The sequence below is a fragment of the Butyrivibrio sp. WCD3002 genome, assembly GCF_000424265.1.
GTDB lineage: Bacteria > Bacillota > Clostridia > Lachnospirales > Lachnospiraceae > Butyrivibrio.
The window spans coordinates 1-16,262 of the sequence record NZ_AUJO01000012.1; the positions used below are offsets into that span (position 1 = coordinate 1).

Annotated in this window: 18 protein-coding genes; all 18 read right to left on the reverse strand. The window is 42.7% G+C overall.

The window, feature by feature from the left end; all coding sequences use genetic code 11:
- Nucleotides 1–182: 182 nt before the first annotated feature.
- The 18 genes from G608_RS0110985 to G608_RS0111070 all read right to left on the reverse strand — a co-directional run bounded on the left by G608_RS0110985 (nucleotide 183) and on the right by G608_RS0111070 (nucleotide 16,259).
- Nucleotides 183–887 (reverse strand): sugar transferase, encoded by a 705-nt coding sequence (locus tag G608_RS0110985; RefSeq protein WP_051209201.1) that lies wholly within the window; start codon nucleotides 885–887, stop codon nucleotides 183–185.
- Between the two features lie 107 nt (nucleotides 888–994).
- The gene (locus tag G608_RS0110990) at nucleotides 995–1,648 is read right to left on the reverse strand and encodes a hypothetical protein (protein ID WP_026496063.1); all 654 of its coding nucleotides are present in this window, start codon (nucleotides 1,646–1,648) and stop codon (nucleotides 995–997) included.
- A gap of 134 nt (nucleotides 1,649–1,782) precedes the next feature.
- Nucleotides 1,783–2,463, reverse strand: coding sequence for a class B sortase (locus tag G608_RS22500; RefSeq protein WP_051209205.1), 681 nt, complete (start codon nucleotides 2,461–2,463; stop codon nucleotides 1,783–1,785).
- A gap of 126 nt (nucleotides 2,464–2,589) precedes the next feature.
- Nucleotides 2,590–3,642 carry an LCP family protein gene (locus G608_RS0111000; RefSeq protein ID WP_026496064.1) on the reverse strand — a complete coding sequence of 351 codons (1,053 nt, stop codon included), beginning with the start codon at nucleotides 3,640–3,642 and terminating at the stop codon, nucleotides 2,590–2,592.
- A gap of 2 nt (nucleotides 3,643–3,644) precedes the next feature.
- Nucleotides 3,645–3,998, reverse strand: coding sequence for a hypothetical protein (locus G608_RS0111005; protein WP_026496065.1), 354 nt, complete (start codon nucleotides 3,996–3,998; stop codon nucleotides 3,645–3,647).
- 6 nt (nucleotides 3,999–4,004) lie between these two features.
- A complete protein-coding gene (locus G608_RS0111010; protein WP_330366982.1) occupies nucleotides 4,005–4,907 on the reverse strand; it encodes a polysaccharide biosynthesis tyrosine autokinase in 903 nt (300 codons plus the stop codon).
- Entirely contained in the window at nucleotides 4,870–5,583 is a 714-nt protein-coding gene (locus G608_RS0111015; protein WP_026496067.1) for a YveK family protein, read from the reverse strand. The genes G608_RS0111010 and G608_RS0111015 overlap by 38 nt, the downstream gene beginning before the upstream one ends.
- 27 nt (nucleotides 5,584–5,610) lie before the next feature.
- Entirely contained in the window at nucleotides 5,611–6,375 is a 765-nt protein-coding gene (locus G608_RS0111020) for a CpsB/CapC family capsule biosynthesis tyrosine phosphatase (RefSeq protein WP_255345335.1), read from the reverse strand.
- A 117-nt stretch (nucleotides 6,376–6,492) separates the two neighbouring features.
- A complete protein-coding gene (locus G608_RS0111025; RefSeq protein ID WP_026496069.1) occupies nucleotides 6,493–7,164 on the reverse strand; it encodes a leucine-rich repeat protein in 672 nt (223 codons plus the stop codon).
- A 145-nt stretch (nucleotides 7,165–7,309) separates the two neighbouring features.
- A complete protein-coding gene (locus G608_RS0111030) occupies nucleotides 7,310–7,492 on the reverse strand; it encodes a DUF4250 domain-containing protein (protein ID WP_026496070.1) in 183 nt (60 codons plus the stop codon).
- Nucleotides 7,492–10,089 carry an ATP-dependent chaperone ClpB gene (gene clpB / locus G608_RS0111035; protein WP_026496071.1) on the reverse strand — a complete coding sequence of 866 codons (2,598 nt, stop codon included), beginning with the start codon at nucleotides 10,087–10,089 and terminating at the stop codon, nucleotides 7,492–7,494. The genes G608_RS0111030 and clpB overlap by 1 nt, the downstream gene beginning before the upstream one ends.
- A gap of 113 nt (nucleotides 10,090–10,202) precedes the next feature.
- A complete protein-coding gene (locus tag G608_RS0111040; protein WP_026496072.1) occupies nucleotides 10,203–10,814 on the reverse strand; it encodes an HdeD family acid-resistance protein in 612 nt (203 codons plus the stop codon).
- 18 nt (nucleotides 10,815–10,832) lie between these two features.
- Nucleotides 10,833–11,438, reverse strand: coding sequence for a ribosome biogenesis GTP-binding protein YihA/YsxC (yihA, locus tag G608_RS0111045; protein ID WP_026496073.1), 606 nt, complete (start codon nucleotides 11,436–11,438; stop codon nucleotides 10,833–10,835).
- Nucleotides 11,439–11,510: 72 nt separating this feature from the next.
- Complete coding sequence (gene clpX / locus G608_RS0111050) at nucleotides 11,511–12,785, reverse strand: ATP-dependent Clp protease ATP-binding subunit ClpX (protein WP_026496074.1); 1,275 nt, start codon at nucleotides 12,783–12,785, stop codon at nucleotides 11,511–11,513.
- Between the two features lies 1 nt (nucleotide 12,786).
- Complete coding sequence (gene clpP / locus G608_RS0111055) at nucleotides 12,787–13,392, reverse strand: ATP-dependent Clp endopeptidase proteolytic subunit ClpP (protein ID WP_026496075.1); 606 nt, start codon at nucleotides 13,390–13,392, stop codon at nucleotides 12,787–12,789.
- 146 nt (nucleotides 13,393–13,538) lie between these two features.
- Entirely contained in the window at nucleotides 13,539–14,984 is a 1,446-nt protein-coding gene (tig, locus tag G608_RS0111060) for a trigger factor (RefSeq protein WP_026496076.1), read from the reverse strand.
- A gap of 172 nt (nucleotides 14,985–15,156) precedes the next feature.
- Nucleotides 15,157–15,687 carry a CYTH domain-containing protein gene (locus G608_RS0111065; RefSeq protein WP_035795410.1) on the reverse strand — a complete coding sequence of 177 codons (531 nt, stop codon included), beginning with the start codon at nucleotides 15,685–15,687 and terminating at the stop codon, nucleotides 15,157–15,159.
- Between the two features lie 20 nt (nucleotides 15,688–15,707).
- Nucleotides 15,708–16,259 (reverse strand): DJ-1 family glyoxalase III, encoded by a 552-nt coding sequence (locus G608_RS0111070; protein WP_026496078.1) that lies wholly within the window; start codon nucleotides 16,257–16,259, stop codon nucleotides 15,708–15,710.
- Between the last annotated feature and the right edge of the window lie 3 nt (nucleotides 16,260–16,262).

Consider the following 16,262-nt stretch of genomic DNA (forward strand, 5'->3'; position numbering starts at 1 on the left):
AGGCTCTTTCCGGATGTCTTTAGTAACAATTAAATAAGTTTGTGGTGACTCCCTGTAAGTTTTCTCTTGACAGGAGGTCATTACATATCAGTTAAACACAGTATTGACCATACTACAGCTTATAATGAGCATATAATACGGGCAGGAGATCACATCTCCTGCCCGATATTTATTTCTCTCTTTTAATATGCACCATCTGATTTAAATACTACAGGTATTGTTTTAAGGATCAGCTTTATATCGGTTGCAATACTCATATCGCTTATATACTTAAGATCAAGTTCAACCCATTCGTCCCATTTGATATTTGCTCTTCCGCCTACCTGCCAGTAACAGGTGAGACCCGGCTTAACAATCAGTCGCTGCTTTTCATAAGCATTGCACTCTTCCATCTGGTTTACCAGAATAGGCCTTGGACCTACGATACTCATATCACCCTTGATGATATTAAGGAGCTGTGGCAGCTCGTCTATTGAGTACTTTCGAATGAACCTTCCTACGTTTGTGATTCTTGGATCATCCTTAATCTTAAATGCATGTCCTGTCTGCTCATTCCTGGCCTGCATACGCTGGAACTGTGCTTCAGCGTTTTTATACATACTTCGGAATTTATAGATCTTGAATGGTTTTAAATCCTTACCTGCCCTCTCCTGAGTGAAGAACACAGGTCCTCCGTCCTCTAAGAGAATTGCTATGGCAGTTATCAGAAATATTGGAGAAAGAACAACCAAAGCAAAACTACTTGCTACTACATCGAAAACTCTTTTAGTCCCTTTGTAAATGTTTGCCTTGTGATCATATACCTCCTGATAGATAAGATTAATTATCTTTCTACCGGACGCCTCAATGATGTCCTGCTCCTGCCTTACTAAAGCGGTATCGTTCATATTGTTCCCCTCATCTGCCGGTGGTCCGGCACCTTTCTCTGTAAAGAAAAAGATTGTATAACTTACAAAACTTAAAACCAGCTAATCTACTCTTCCGTGAGTATTTATCAGTTCATTTTAACGAATGCAAAGGTTCCTGCCTTATTAACAGTCACAAGGATGTGTCCTTCACGGATCTCATCAACCTGTACTTCGTTCCAGGTGCCATTAGCGCCAAGCTGATAAACCTTGTAAACATCGCCGTTATGAGCGCCGTATACCTTAAAGTCTACCTGAGCCTTTGAAAAACGAACACCGGGTGCATAGGTCTCAACCACGTTCTTTACTGATCCGCCGATCTGTGCAGCCAGGATCTTAGCTGATGAAACCTTGGCACTTGTGGTCTCTCTCATTACGAAGGTAGCCCTTGTCTTAACTCCGCAAATAACCAGCTTACCACCCTGTCCAACAGGAATTACATCACAAAGTCCGGGAGCCTTCATAACTGTGTTTATAAACGGCGGCTCAGCAACTGTTGTCGAACTGCTGGTACCTGAAGAAGAATTATTTATCGTAACCTTGGGTGTCTTCTTTGCGTTTCCCTTAACTGTAATACGAATATTGTAATTGTTCGTAGTAGTATTATACGTATTATTAGTGGTGTAATAGTTGTACGTGTTATAAGAATTTGTCACCTCAGATGCTGTAGGTGAATTAGCAGCAAGCACCGGCATAGAAAATGTAAATGCTCCCACCAACACTAAAGCTAATATCTTTTTCATAACACTGACCCCTTTCTGCGCTTTCGCGCATAATACTCATAAGATAACTATAGTAATATTTTATCAAAAATACGATTAATTCACTACTTAAAAAACAATAAAATATGCATAAACAAGCTATTTACTTAATCATTTTATTGATAATCCTGCTCCATTTCACGGTTTATGGTACCTGCGGCATCACCGATCATGCATCCTACCACAACAAGCTGCTTAGATGGATTCTTTGGATTTACCGTTGTAAGCGTCACCAAAAAGTTCTCAGGGCTGGCTCCCTGCTCCCAGCCTTCTCTGATGTTTGTGGCTGTAGTCCAGTCTTTTTTCATCTCAGTAAGAAACTGTTTGCAACCATCATATTCAGTAAAATCATATTTTTCCAAGAGGTTCGTATTCTCTCTTTCGTATGCCGTCCAAACCTCGTACTCGAGAACATTTCCGTCTATAAAAATTGCAAACCTGTCATGCTCGTTAAAAAACTTCTCATCCTCAAAGCTCCACAGCTGAGAAAACATATCTCCATCATCTGTGGTCTTACCATGAATAACGGTATTAAAATCCGTCATATCCATCAGGTTCGCAGCACTTATATAAATTCCGCCCTTGCTGCTCTCCTTAAATCCGGATGGATCATGATTCTCGTAGTAACTGTCATCACCATCCATATTCTGAGCAACGGGATAATCGATATTAGTCCCCGGAATATATATCCATCCAAACACATCCGGATTCTGCGCTATCACATCCTGCAATTCCACAACACCATCTGCTGCCGATTCGCCAAGTACCTCCACCGGCTCAGAATCTGTTTTTCCCATTTGACCTTTACACGACGTCAGAATGACCGCCATGCTCATACCTATCAGAAATAGTCCCCCGCAGGAAAGCATATTACAGGCTTTCCGTAAATGATATCGGCTCATATCCTTAAAACCTTAACCCTTTCACTGCACCTTTTCATAAAAAATTTCTAAAAACATGTCATACATGGCATCCATATCAGGATAGAATTCCTCAAACTTTTCACCCATTACAGTCTTACCCGATAACAGATAAAAATTTTTCATATTAAAGCTGTATTTTGATACCGTAGAAACGATATATGACAACTCATCAACAGACACATCCGTTACCATCTGCTTACTGATGGCTTTATAAATATCAATAGCCAGTGTCGGATTGATCTCAGTTGCCTCAATAACCTTATTTATAAAAGCTGTGAGATACTTCTTTTGTCTGTCCAGTCTTTTGTCCGCAGAGCCCATCAGCTTGGTGTCTCTTCCCTGTAAAAATGCGAAGGCCTGTTCTCCCTCAAGATGGACCGTTTCGCCCTTTTTGAATTCATAACCCTTTATTTCAAAATCCTCATCAGGGATAATATCAACGCCGCCAACAGCATCATTTATTGTGGTAATGGCACTCATATTTATGGCAGCATAGCCATGTATCGGCAGCTCATAAAACAGGTTGCTCACTGCCCTTTTCTGAAGCTCGCAGGACTCCTCAAGGCCGTTTCCAAAGCCGTGCTGAACAGCAATCTGCGCAGGATAGGTAGTTACATAATTGCCATAGGCATCATAAATATCCACATCTGCCATGGTGTTTCTGTTGATACCGATAACCCTGGTGGTCTTATCATGCGGATTAAACACCAAAAGGAACAGTGCATCTGCCTGTCCACCGTTTATCTCACCGTAAACCTCCTTAACCTCATCGTCCATCTTATCGATTCCCATGATGAGGAAGGTCATTATATCTTCATTGTAGTCATATATGGTGCCCTTATGCTTTACCCAGTCATCTTCCCACTGCAGCGCCGTTTCTTCTTCCTGTGTAGGAGCCTCGGTACTTACTGCAGCAGGCATGGTGTTGGTTTTCCTGGCAAACAGATTAGTCTTTCCAAAAAGCCTTACCACCTCGAAGATACCCACTCCAAAGAGTACGACCGTAACCAGTATGGCCCATATAAGTAAAAACTTATTTAAGCGCCCCTTCATAGTTAATTCCCCGTAGTCTGATTCCTATCTACTGCCGCAGGAAAAACCCTTGACTGCTTGGTAACATTACCCGATAAATCGCTCACAGCATAGTAAACAACAGCAGTCCCCTGCTCCTCATCAAGAATCGTCTTCTCAATTACTATTCGCTCTGTGAGGTCACCATCCACATCATCCCTGGCCATAACACCACCTAAAAGATCAGACTCCTTTGTGGATGAATTATAAATTAGATCCATCGCCACGAAACGCATCTCCGGCGGAGTTCTGTCCGACATGTTATAAAACCATAAAATAAGTACGGCCAGTCCCACACTTCCTATTGTCAAAAAGAATGCAAGTATATTGCTCTTCAACGCTCTTTAATCCTTTCTGATGACACCTTCTATATAATCAAGTTCATCAAGATCATTATTAGCAGGAGTTCTCCTGGGCATAGGTCTGTTCATGCCACTTTGAGCCTTATCCTTCTTGGCGCTCCCGCCCTTTTCAGACGCTTCCCCGTTGTCTTTTCCATAATATTTACCGTAGTATTTCCCATAATATTTTCCGTAATATTTGCCATAGTGGCCATATACACCGCCGGTCATATCCACCTTATTAAGTACTGCTCCGATTACCTTGGCGCCTGCCTTATCAAGCTGCCCTTTTACCTTCTGCGCAAAGCGATAGCTTATGGCATTATCCTCAACAACCATGATGGTTCCGTCGCACTGCTTTGCTATAACGGCAGCATCAATAACGTTTCCAAGAGGCGGCGTATCAACGATGATATAGTCAAAAACAGTTTTCATATTGTCCAGGATCTTGCTGAAAATCTCACCGCCCAAAAGCTCACTTGGGTTTGGCGGAATGGGTCCTGAAAAAACAACATAAAGATTCGGTGTATCTGTTTCGCAAATAACGTTAGACAGCTTTTCGCGTCCCACAAGACAGTGAGTTAAGCCAAGTCTCACAGAGCCCGTCTTATATCTGCCAACCATTACAGACTTTCTCATATCAGCATCTACGAGAACAGTCTTTTTTCCTGCCTCCGCAAAGGCTCTTGCAAGGGCCATGGACACACTGGACTTACCTTCTCCCGGAGTACAGCTGGTGACTGAAATAGCTCTCACGTCCTGACCGCTGAACTCCACATTACTTCTAAGTGTCTTATATGCTTCTTTTATCTGATAATTGTTCTCAGCCTCGCTGAAATGCAATGTGGTCTGCTGCATAACTGTCCCCTCAGCTTCTCTTCTTTCTCTTCTTGCCGTTTTGATCATCTGTAATTGCAGGTATCATAGCAAGAGTTGAAAGTCCCAAATAATTTTCAATATCATCACTGGATTTGATAGTATCATCCATAAGAAAATTCAATATAATGATCGCTGACACAATTAAAACTGCTGCCAGCCCGCCCATTATTCCCCATTTCTTCGGGCTTGGACTATATTTCTCCGTAGGCATATTTGCAAGCTCAGCGATATTGATGGCATCAATATCCATAACATTTTGAATGTGCTTTGAGGCCACCTCCCTTACGCAGTTCGCTTCCTTCATGGCCATCATCGGATCAGAGTCCCTGACAGTAATGGCAACGATACGAGTATCCTCCGGTGTTCCTATGGAAACATAGTCGCTGAACTCGTCATAATCCATATCAAGATGCAGCGTCTGAATAACCTCTTCAAGAACATAGCGGCTCTTAATAAGCTGCGCATAATCCTGAGTAAGCTGCGTTGATATCTGCACATCCGAATAGGTTACGGTAGCGCCTTCTTCTTTATTCAAAATATAAATTTTAGTGGTGGAAGAATATAAAGGAGTAAGTACAAACTTACTTATAAAAAGACACAGGAGCGCAAAGAACACTCCCGAGCTGATGATCAGCCAGGCTCTCCCCAGTAAGACTGCGAATAATTCGCCAAGATTAATTTCGATTACGTCGCCTTTTCCCATACACCCCTCAACAGAAAAAACTATTCTCTAAATGATCTCATTTCTGAGAACCTTCATCGCGTTATCATGAAAAATCTCAAGCGCATATTTTTCACCAAGCTTCCCCTCCACATAATCTCTGCAATCAAGAAGATGTGGTGCTCTGGATCCGCTATCATGTGCATCCGTCGCAACAAAATGCACCATATGCTTTTTTAATAATTCTCTTGTGAAATGCCTTATACCCAGCCCATATTTTCCCATGACGCTGTTAGCATTCACCTGTATATAAACTCCTATATCAAGGAGTTCATCAACATATCCTATATGCTTTGCCATGTCGGCATATCGCTCAACATGCGCAAGTATCGGAATAAATCCCTCTGATCTTACGCTGTATAATGCATTGCGGATAGTCTTATACATATCCGTCGGATGGAACTCTATGAGAGCATAATCAGACCCCGCCAAGGTGGATGCCCGTCCTCTCTCAAGATCCCTTATTGCATTATCATTAAAATAAATCTCGTTGCCCGGAAAAAGCTGTACCTTTATGCCATTGTCACGAGCCACCTGCATAAGTTCATCCGTATAATCCGAAAGATGCTCAGGACTTACGTTGTGATGCATGGGCTTGTAATGGGGCGTTAGTATCATGCCCTTAGTACCTTCAGACAGCGCAGTCTTAAGCATTTTAAGACTGGTCTCCATATCAGGAGATCCGTCATCAACCCCCGGCATTATATGACAATGTATATCAATTGATGGTACCACGAAAAAAGCTCCCCAACACAACAGATTGTACTTTCTCATAATTAGTATACATCATGTTGTAAACGCACGCAATCCCCGAAAGAAGAGGAAAATCCTTAGATTTCCGACTCTTTCGGGGATTGTTATCTTTAGCTTATATGAATCTGATCTAAACTATCAGTCTAATGAGCCATAGGTTACAGTCTTAGCACCGCGCTTTTTGAAGTATGTAGCATACTTCTTTGCAACGCTGCTGCTGGGAGCGAGAACCTTAACCTTCTTTACATTCTTGAATGCATTAGCCTTAACGCTGCTCTTTGTGAGCTTCTTTGAATAGATTTCAAATGTTGCAAGCTTCTTGCAGTTGAAGAATGCCTTCTCACCAATCTTATTGATTGCTGAATCCTGAATAACAACCTTCTTCAGATTTGAGCATCCGCTGAATGCATAAGCAGCGATTTCCTTTGTTCCCATACCTGCATTGATCTGAACATACTTAAGCTTCTTGTTATCTCTGAAAGCGCCGTTGCAAATACCAACTGTGTGGTATACATAGCCATCTTCATCCTTCGGATATGCCTGGATAATGATTGTACTTGCACTATTCTTAACACCTACAACCTTGCACTCACCAATCTTATTTTCTGCCTCCTCCGAGCTTTTGGCTGATGACTTCTTTGTTACAATGTATTTAACAGCCTGTGCAGCCTCACCGTTGCCGATACCTGTGTTGTAGAACTCAGCATCCTTGTCGAGCTGAGCTTTTGCCTGCAGCTTTACACCAAAGCACATAACCAGTGCAATAGCAAAAGTCATAAGCATTAATCCTAATTGTTTCTTCCCCTTCATTGATGATCTCCTTTCGGTTTTACGTAATATTTTTTAGAACTAACCTATTAGATTATACCATGAAATTCTTTCCGCAAACGATTAATTGTATGAAAATTTTAAATGATAGCAATAATTGTTAATCAACAGCAATAATTCACCTAAATCATTTGAAAGTATTTCTCTCAGAATCATAGCTATAGCCTATGGCTTCAAGCTTTTTTATTATTTCTTCAAGGCCGCTTTCGCCGATATCAAGACCTTCAGCCAAAGCCTCAAGACTTCCGTAATTATCTCTTAGCTGAGTATTTATGTAACTGAGCAACATCACAGGATCCTTAGGTATCATCACTGTTCTTTTGCCTTAACCGGACGAGCCGCAAGACTTCCTCCTTCCACGTAGATTTCAATAGTATCATGAGGCTCAACTCTGTCTTCCAGAATCAGCTTTGCTGATAAGGTCTCCACATACTTCTGAACGAATCTCTTAACAGGTCTTGCACCATAATTTGCATCATAGGCATTATCCGCAACAAACTCCTCAGCCTCGGGAGTAAGTGTTATATCTATTTCCCTATCCTCAAGTCTTCTGTTAAGATCAGCCACAATCAGCTTAACTATTCCGCCAATATTCTCTCTTGTAAGAGGCTTAAACAGAATCATCTCATCAAGACGATTCAAAAACTCAGGTCTGAAGTGATCATGGAGCTCATCAAATACTTCATTCTCAGCCTCCTCGCTGATAGTCCCGTCTTCATTTATACCATCAAGCAGATACTGGGCTCCGATATTTGAGGTCATAATGAGGATTGTATTCTTGAAGTCAACAGTCCTGCCCTGAGAATCCGTAACACGTCCGTCGTCAAGTATCTGAAGAAGCACATTGAAAACATCGGGATGTGCCTTTTCAACCTCATCAAATAAAACTACCGCATAAGGCTTTCTGCGAACAGCCTCTGTGAGCTGGCCGCCCTCCTCATAGCCAACATATCCGGGCGGTGCTCCGATCAGTCTGGATACGCTGTATTTCTCCATGTACTCACTCATATCGATTCTGACAATGTTATTTTCATCATCAAAAAGTGCCGCAGCAAGGCTCTTTGCAAGCTCTGTTTTACCTACACCTGTAGGACCAAGGAACATAAAGGAACCAATTGGCTTACCGGGATCCTTGATACCTGCCTTGGATCTCATGATAGCTTCTGCAACCTTGGTAACAGCTTCATCCTGTCCTATTACTCTCTTATGAAGCTCATCCTCAAGATGAAGAGTCTTATTTCTTTCACTCTCTGTAAGCTTTGCTACAGGGATGCCGGTCCACCTTGATATAATACTTGCGATCTCCTCGTCGGATACATTCTCATGGACAAGGGACAGCTCTTTGGATGTTGCCTTTTGCTCCTCCAGCTCAAGCTCTTTTTTCAAAGCAGGAATCGTTCCGTACTGAAGCTCACTTGCCTTATCAAAATCATTATTTCTGTTTGCAATCTGCAGCTCGTTGTTAGCGCTCTCGATTTTTTCACGAATAACCGCAAGTCTGTCCACAGTCTCTTTTTCATTCATCCAGCGAGCCTTCTGATTATCGAAATCACTCTTAAGCTCTGCCAGTTCTTTTTGCAGATTCGCAAGTCTCTCTTTACTAAGAGAATCATCCTCCTTCTCAAGAGCCTTCTCCTCAATCTGCATCTGCATGATCTTTCTATTCAGCTCATCCAGCTCTGTGGGCATGGAATCCATCTCAGTCTTTACAAGAGCACATGCCTCATCCACAAGGTCGATTGCCTTATCGGGAAGGAATCTGTCTGAAATATACCTGTTACTGAGAGTAGCAGCACTTACAAGGGCAGAGTCCATGATCTTTACGCCATGATAAACCTCATATCTCTCCTTAAGTCCTCTAAGTATACTGATTGTATCCTCAACCGTAGGCTCTGATACCATTACAGGCTGGAAACGTCTCTCAAGGGCAGCATCCTTCTCGATATACTGTCTGTACTCATTGAGAGTTGTGGCACCTATGCAGTGAAGCTCGCCCCTTGCAAGCATGGGCTTAAGCATATTTCCGGCATCAAGCGCGCCATCAGTTTTGCCTGCTCCCACTATTGTATGAAGCTCGTCTATGAAAAGAATGATCTCACCGTCAGACTCTTTTACATCCTGCAAAACAGCCTTAAGACGTTCCTCAAATTCACCTCTGTACTTTGCGCCTGCAACAAGAGCACCCATATCAAGAGAAAAAATCTTTTTATCTACAAGGGCCTGTGGAACATCTCCTGCAGCAATTCTCTGTGCAAGGGCCTCTACAACCGCCGTTTTACCAACACCCGGTTCACCTATAAGAACAGGGTTATTCTTGGTTTTTCTGGAAAGAATTCTTACAACATTCCTGATCTCGGAATCACGTCCAATTACAGGCTCAAGCTTCTGATCTCTTGCCTTTGCAACAAGCTCGGTTCCGTATTTCTCAAGAGTGTCATAGGTTGCCTCCGGGTTATCCGAAACCACCTTCTGGTTTCCTCTAACTTCTGAAAGAGCCTGAAGAAATCTGTTCCTGTCAATTCCAAAGGACTGAAAGATAGCCTTTACTTCGCGATTAGGATACTTGATCATCGTAAGAAAGATATGCTCTACAGAGATATACTCATCTCCCATAGCCTTCATCTCATCTTCGCTCTTAATAAGAACCTTATTAAGATCTCCTCCCACGTAGGTTCTTCCGCCCTGGACCTTGGTGCGCTTTTTGAGAGCATCATCCACACGGCTTAAGAAAACATCCTTATCAACTCCCATCTTCTCAAGGAGCTTGGGAATGATACTGTCCTCAATCGTCATCAGACTGTATAGCAAATGCTCCTGCTCTATCTCCTGATTACCGTAATCAAGAGCCACCTTCTCCATATTCTGGATTGCTTCTATTGATTTTTGTGTAAATCTGTCCATCTTCATAACTATCACCTCTTGGCAATATAGAAAAAAGCGCCATGAACAGCGCTTTGTTTCACTTGTTCTATATCATGTATAACACACATTTTTTATCATGTCAACTTGCTTACAAAAACTTACTTTTCTTCCTCTTTGCTTTTGTCAGCATTAACCTCTTTGCTCTCCACATCCACTATTTCCTTGCGGTTTACCTTATCCACCTTGTGGACCCTTGATACGATCCACAGATTGGAAACTCCGTTGTAGAGGAAAGCTGCGCCGATAATCTGCACAATATATGCCATAGATTTTAAGGGATTAAATAAAAGAAATGCTCCGCCGCCAATAGTCAGAACTGCAAGAATAAGCGCAAACCACCAATTGCCGTAGTGGCTTCGCGCAAGACTAAGGGACTCACCAAGATTCATAAGTCCGCTGAATAACATGATAACGCCTGCGATTACGGGAATGATTGCCTCGAAAAAGTGAGGATTGATGAAAATCCAGATTCCAACAACAGCGATTACTATGCCAAAACCGATAGAACTGTTTTTGGTTAACACGTTCTGCTGTTTTGACACAAGGCTTCCGATTATCGAAAGTGCACCCGCTGTTGTAACAACTCCGCCAATAACCTTGGTCAGGAGCGTAAGACTTGCTCCCGGAAGAAAAATAAGAACTGCCCCAAGCACTATAAGTGCAATTGCATCAACAAGAAAATTAGTTTTAAGCTTTACAAAAAATTCCATACCCCTGCTCCCTGTTTATTATTCGGCTTCCTCAGCCTCTTTTGCGAGGATGCTTTCCATAACCTCATATATTTCTTCCCTGCCTGCTTTACTCTGTGCAGAGAAAGGAAGAACCAGTCCGTCCTCAGGCATTCCAAGTACATTCTTTATGGCATTTATATGAGTTTCTATCTGGCTCTTTTTAAGCTTGTCGGATTTAGTTGCAATAATGATAGGTGTAAGACCTGAATCCACAATCCAGTCATACATCATCTTATCATTGGCGGAAGGATCGTGTCGTATATCAATAAGCAGGAAAATCTGTTTAAGCATGCGGGACTTATGAAGATAATTCTCTATCATTTTGCCCCACTGCTTCTTAACTGATTCCGGCACCTTGGCAAAGCCATATCCCGGAAGATCCACAAGATAAAACTCCTCATTTATGTTGTAATAGTTTATGGTCTGAGTCTTACCGGGTTCCTGGCTGACTCTTGCATAATGCTTACGATTCATCAGCCCATTGATAAGTGATGACTTACCCACATTACTTTTGCCTGCAAACGCGAACTCAGGCTTATCATTTTGCGGAAGCTTACTTGTAACTCCTATTACTGTTTCAAGATTTACTTTCTTAATTACCATATATACCTCAGTAAATAATTACTTAAGGCAGGGATGCTATGCACCTCTGCCTATAATTTTAGTTCTTTAAATTCATTTTGCAGGCTTAAGTCTCTTAACCTCGTCCTTATAGACGATAAGAGGCTGTGCATTTCCTGATACAGATTCCTCTGTTACGACACACTCTGAAATGTTGTCATCTGAAGGAATCTCATACATTACGTCCATCATAGCCTTTTCCATGATGGAGCGAAGACCTCTTGCTCCTGTCTTTCTCTCATGTGCAAGCTCAGCGATCTTCTCAACCGCATCGCCTTCGAATGTAAGTCTTACATTATCAAAATCAAACAGCTTCTGATACTGCTTAACCAGCGCATTCTTGGGCTCAGTGAGGATTCTTACAAGAGCTTCCTTGTTAAGACCTTCAAGTGTCACACAAATCGGAACACGACCTACAAACTCAGGGATAAGACCAAACTTGGTAAGATCCTGAGGTGTTACCTCCTTAAGAACCTCACCGATCTCGCGCTCGCTCTTATCAGCGATCTCAGCGTTAAATCCGATTGAGTTGCGGTCAAGTCTTGCCTCTACGATCTTATCAAGACCATCAAAGGCTCCGCCGCATATGAAAAGAATATTTGATGTATCGATCTGAATAAGCTCCTGATGAGGATGCTTACGTCCACCCTGAGGCGGAACACTTGCAGTTGTACCCTCGATAATCTTAAGCAATGCCTGCTGTACGCCTTCACCTGATACATCTCTTGTGATTGATACGTTCTCGCTCTTCTTGGTTATCTTATCTATCTCATCGATATAAACGATACCGTACTGAGCTCTCTCTACATCGTAGTCAGCAGCCTGGATAAGCTTAAGAAGAATATTCTCAACGTCCTCACCTACATAGCCGGCCTCTGTAAGAGTTGTAGCATCAGCTATTGCAAAAGGAACATTTATAATCTTAGCCAGTGTCTGTGCCAGATATGTTTTACCTGAACCTGTGGGGCCTACCATGATGATGTTACTCTTCTGAAGTTCAACCTCATCATCCACATTGTGTGCCTTAGGTGCAAGTACTCTCTTGTAATGGTTGTAAACGGATACAGATAAAACCTTCTTTGCTTCGTCCTGTCCGATTACATATTCATCCAAAAAGTTCTTAATCTCTACGGGTTTGAGCAGGTTGATATCACTATCATCATGAGCTATAGGCTCATCCTCAAACTCCTCCTCTATGATGTCTGCGCAGATATCTACACACTCATCACAGATATAAACTCCTGCAGGTCCTGCAATAAGCTTCTTTACCTGATTCTGTGTCTTATTGCAAAAAGAGCAGCGAATTTCTCCATTGTTCTTTGATGCCATATTACTTATCCTCTTCCTTATCCTTAGGTCTTGACTCTACGATTGAATCGATAAGACCATATTCGAGCGCTTCCTGAGCTGAAAGCCAGTTGTCACGCTCTGTATCCTGAGCAATCTGCTCATAGGGCTTGCCTGTGTTCTCAGCAAGTAATGTATTCAATTTTTCTTTTGTACGGATGATATGCTTAGCAGCAATCTCAATCTCAGTTGCCTGACCCTGAGCTCCGCCAAGGGGCTGATGGATCATGATCTCTGCATTGGGAAGTGCCATACGCTTGCCCTTTGCACCGCCTGCAAGAAGGAATGCCCCCATGCTTGCAGCCATACCGATACAGATTGTGCTAACGTCGCACTTGATATAATGCATTGTATCGTAGATAGCCATACCGGATGTGATCTCACCACCGGGGCTGTTGATATACATGTGGATATCCTTACTGGGATCCTCTGCCTCAAGGAAAAGAAGCTGTGCTACAACAACGCTTGCTGAAACAGAATTAACTTCCTCACCAAGGAAAACGATTCTCTCCTTTAAAAGTCTTGAATAAATATCGTATGAGCGCTCACCGCGGCTCGTCTGTTCTATGACATAAGGTATTAAACTCATATTCATTGCTCCCTTTTTAATTTTATTTATAAATATACTACATTATTATACCCACAAAGAATCCATTTCGCAACTTTATGGAATTTTTCCCGATTATAATGAAAAAATCCCGGTGGATTAGCACCGGGATTCTCAATAAAGAAGAATTACTCTTCTGTCTTCTTTGCTGTCTTACGAGTACGCTTCGGCTTCTCCTCTGCTGTCTCGTCATCCTTCTTAGCTGCAGTCTTACGTGTGCGCTTCGGCTTCTCCTCAGCTGCATCCTCGTCCTTCTTAGCTGCTGCCTTCTTTGTTGTCTTCTTAGCTGCTGTCTCCTTAGCATTGTCTACAAGGAACTTAGCTGCCTTCTGAACTGCAAGATCATCCTTAAGAGTCTTGATCTCACGCTCGCCCATGAGCTCCTTAAGCTTCTCAATCTCCATCTTGTACTGATCAGCCATCTTCTTAAGCTCTTCATCAACTTCTTCCTCAGTAGCTTCAAGCTTCTCTGCTGCTGCAACTGCCTCAAGAACAAGTCTTGACTGAATGCGCTCTACAGCCTGAGGCTTAACCTGCTCAAGGAGCTGGTCTACAGTATTGCCTGTGTACTGCATATACTGATTCATATCCATGCCCTGATACTGAAGTCTCTGAGCGAAATCATTAACGATCTGACGCTGCTGAGTCTCGATCATCTTCTCAGGAAGCTCCATCTCGGAATCCTCGATTACAGCCTTAACAGCCTGATCTTCCTTCTTAGCCTTAGCCTCAGCCTCTTTACGCTCTGTAAGCTTCTTCTTAACGTCTTCCTTATATTCAGCAACTGTCTCAAACTCTGAAACATCGCTTGCAAACTCATCATTAAGCTCAGGAAGCTCTCTTACCTTGATGCCCTTAACTGTGCACTTGAATGTAGCGTCCTTACCTGCAAGATCCTCTGAATGATAGTCCTCAGGGAACTTAACGTTAACGTCGCCTTCCTGACCGATTTCAAATCCAACAAGCTGCTCCTCGAAGCCGGGGATGAATGAACCTGAACCGATTGTAAGAGGATAATCTGTGCCCTTACCGCCTTCAAATGCAACACCGTCAACAAATCCCTCGAAATCAAGAGTTACGATATCGTCGTTCTGAACCTTACGATCTGTAACCTCTACTGTTCTTGCATTTCTGCTTCTCTCCTGGTCGATCTCAGCATTGATCTCGTCCTCGGTAACATCAAGGTCTGCCTTCTCAACAGATACACCCTTGTACTTACCAAGCTTAACCTCGGGCTTAAGTGCTACAGTAGCAGTGAAGATGAAAGGCTTGCCTGCCTCGATCTGTGTAACATCGATCTCAGGATTGGAAACTACGTCCTCGCCACACTCATCAACTGCCTTGGGATATTCCTGATTGATCAGCTCGTTAGCTGCATCCTCGAAGAAAATCTCCTTACCGTACATACGCTCGATCATATGACGGGGAGCCTTACCCTTACGGAAACCGGGAATCTGGATCTTAGACTTCTGCTTGTTGAAAACCTTGTCGATTGCTTTATCAAAGTCATCTGCTGCAACTTCGATTGTAAGCTTAGCCATGCTCTTCTCGAGCTTTTCTACTGATACGCTCATTAAGTTTAATTCCTCCTATTAATACATATCTGAACTAAAACATAAAAATAATTACACATATTGTGCTGTTTTTATCTATGTAAAGCGACCTATGCCAAAATCTATAGGCACAATCGCCTAACGATTATAACATAGGTCGCTGTCAATTTCCACAACTAATTTTATACCCGTTTTATTCGGTACTCATGTGAGCATTGCTGTACCTCACATCTCCCGTCACATCCTCATCAAACCACGATGCCGGCTTGTAGGCTGCTGCCGTCTCCTCATCCGGAAATTCCACCTCTGCAAGGATTCTTCCGTCGAATTTTCCTTCAAAAACATCAAGCTCAATCTTTAGTGAATCCATAAGAGCCCTACTCTTTTCGTCCGATGAATCAAAAGCATCACTATTAATAGGAATAATATATCTCTTTTTTGAAATCACATTCCCATCCGCTTTTACTACCAGATGCTCGTAGGAATCCTTATCAAGAGGAAGATTGTATTCTATCTTGCCAATATCCCCAGCCTCGGAGAAAACGCCCTGCTTACCAAAATCCTTATGGCTCTTGTAGGTCATATAAAAGGTATCATCCTCGCGCCTAACCCTGATGGCGGGAACTACGCAAAGGTACCCCTGCTCAATAATATGAACCGGGTACTGCTCAAGGTTTTGCGGAAGCTCTTTTACCGTGAATTTTCTTTCTATCTCAACGCCCATCACATATCCTCGTTCCGGGATCAGAGCCTGTAAACAACTTTTTTGCCAAGCTCATCTGCTGTTTCCTTGCCGCAGAAGCGCTCTACTATAGCAAGTCCGAAGGCCATAGCTGTTCCCATGCCTCTGCTTGTAAGAATATGTCCGTCAACTGTGGTCTCGCTCATCTGAACATCTGCACCCTTAAGCTCACCCTCAAGTCCCGGGAATACACATGCCTTTTTGCCCTGAAGAAGGCCTGCTCTTCCGAATACTCCGGGGGCAGCGCAGATTGCACTTATGAATTTACCCTTGCTGTCAAAGGCACGGATGTTATCCATGAGCTTCTCCGTGTTTTCAAGGTTTGTGGTTCCCGGAAGTCCGCCAGGAAGCACCAGCATATCCATAGCATCAAAGTCAAGCTCGTCAATAACCTTATCCGCCTTTACCTCGATTCCATGGGAGCCTGTAACCTGAAGAGAATCCGTTACAGACACCATATCTATTGTAAGACCTGCTCTTCTGCACAGATCAACCACAGTAAGAGCCTCTATTTCTTCAAATCCGTTTGCAAGAAAAATTGCTATTTTTGCCATAAT

Coding starts and splice junctions, on each gene's coding strand:
- G608_RS0110985 (WP_051209201.1), bottom strand. CDS start 887: ATGAACGATACCGCTTTAGTAAGGCAGGAGCAGGACATCATTGAGGCG.
- G608_RS0111020 (WP_255345335.1), bottom strand. CDS start 6,375: ATGAGAAAGTACAATCTGTTGTGTTGGGGAGCTTTTTTCGTGGTACCA.
- G608_RS0111040 (WP_026496072.1), bottom strand. CDS start 10,814: ATGGAATTTTTTGTAAAGCTTAAAACTAATTTTCTTGTTGATGCAATT.
- G608_RS0110990 (WP_026496063.1), bottom strand. CDS start 1,648: ATGAAAAAGATATTAGCTTTAGTGTTGGTGGGAGCATTTACATTTTCT.
- G608_RS0111070 (WP_026496078.1), bottom strand. CDS start 16,259: ATGGCAAAAATAGCAATTTTTCTTGCAAACGGATTTGAAGAAATAGAG.
- clpP (WP_026496075.1), bottom strand. CDS start 13,392: ATGAGTTTAATACCTTATGTCATAGAACAGACGAGCCGCGGTGAGCGC.
- G608_RS22500 (WP_051209205.1), bottom strand. CDS start 2,463: ATGGGAAAAACAGATTCTGAGCCGGTGGAGGTACTTGGCGAATCGGCA.
- G608_RS0111065 (WP_035795410.1), bottom strand. CDS start 15,687: ATGGGCGTTGAGATAGAAAGAAAATTCACGGTAAAAGAGCTTCCGCAA.
- yihA (WP_026496073.1), bottom strand. CDS start 11,438: ATGGTAATTAAGAAAGTAAATCTTGAAACAGTAATAGGAGTTACAAGT.
- G608_RS0111030 (WP_026496070.1), bottom strand. CDS start 7,492: ATGATACCTAAGGATCCTGTGATGTTGCTCAGTTACATAAATACTCAG.
- G608_RS0111015 (WP_026496067.1), bottom strand. CDS start 5,583: ATGGGAAAAGGCGACGTAATCGAAATTAATCTTGGCGAATTATTCGCA.
- G608_RS0111000 (WP_026496064.1), bottom strand. CDS start 3,642: ATGAAGGGGCGCTTAAATAAGTTTTTACTTATATGGGCCATACTGGTT.
- G608_RS0111010 (WP_330366982.1), bottom strand. CDS start 4,907: ATGATCAAAACGGCAAGAAGAGAAAGAAGAGAAGCTGAGGGGACAGTT.
- clpB (WP_026496071.1), bottom strand. CDS start 10,089: ATGAAGATGGACAGATTTACACAAAAATCAATAGAAGCAATCCAGAAT.
- G608_RS0111025 (WP_026496069.1), bottom strand. CDS start 7,164: ATGAAGGGGAAGAAACAATTAGGATTAATGCTTATGACTTTTGCTATT.
- clpX (WP_026496074.1), bottom strand. CDS start 12,785: ATGGCATCAAAGAACAATGGAGAAATTCGCTGCTCTTTTTGCAATAAG.
- tig (WP_026496076.1), bottom strand. CDS start 14,984: ATGAGCGTATCAGTAGAAAAGCTCGAGAAGAGCATGGCTAAGCTTACA.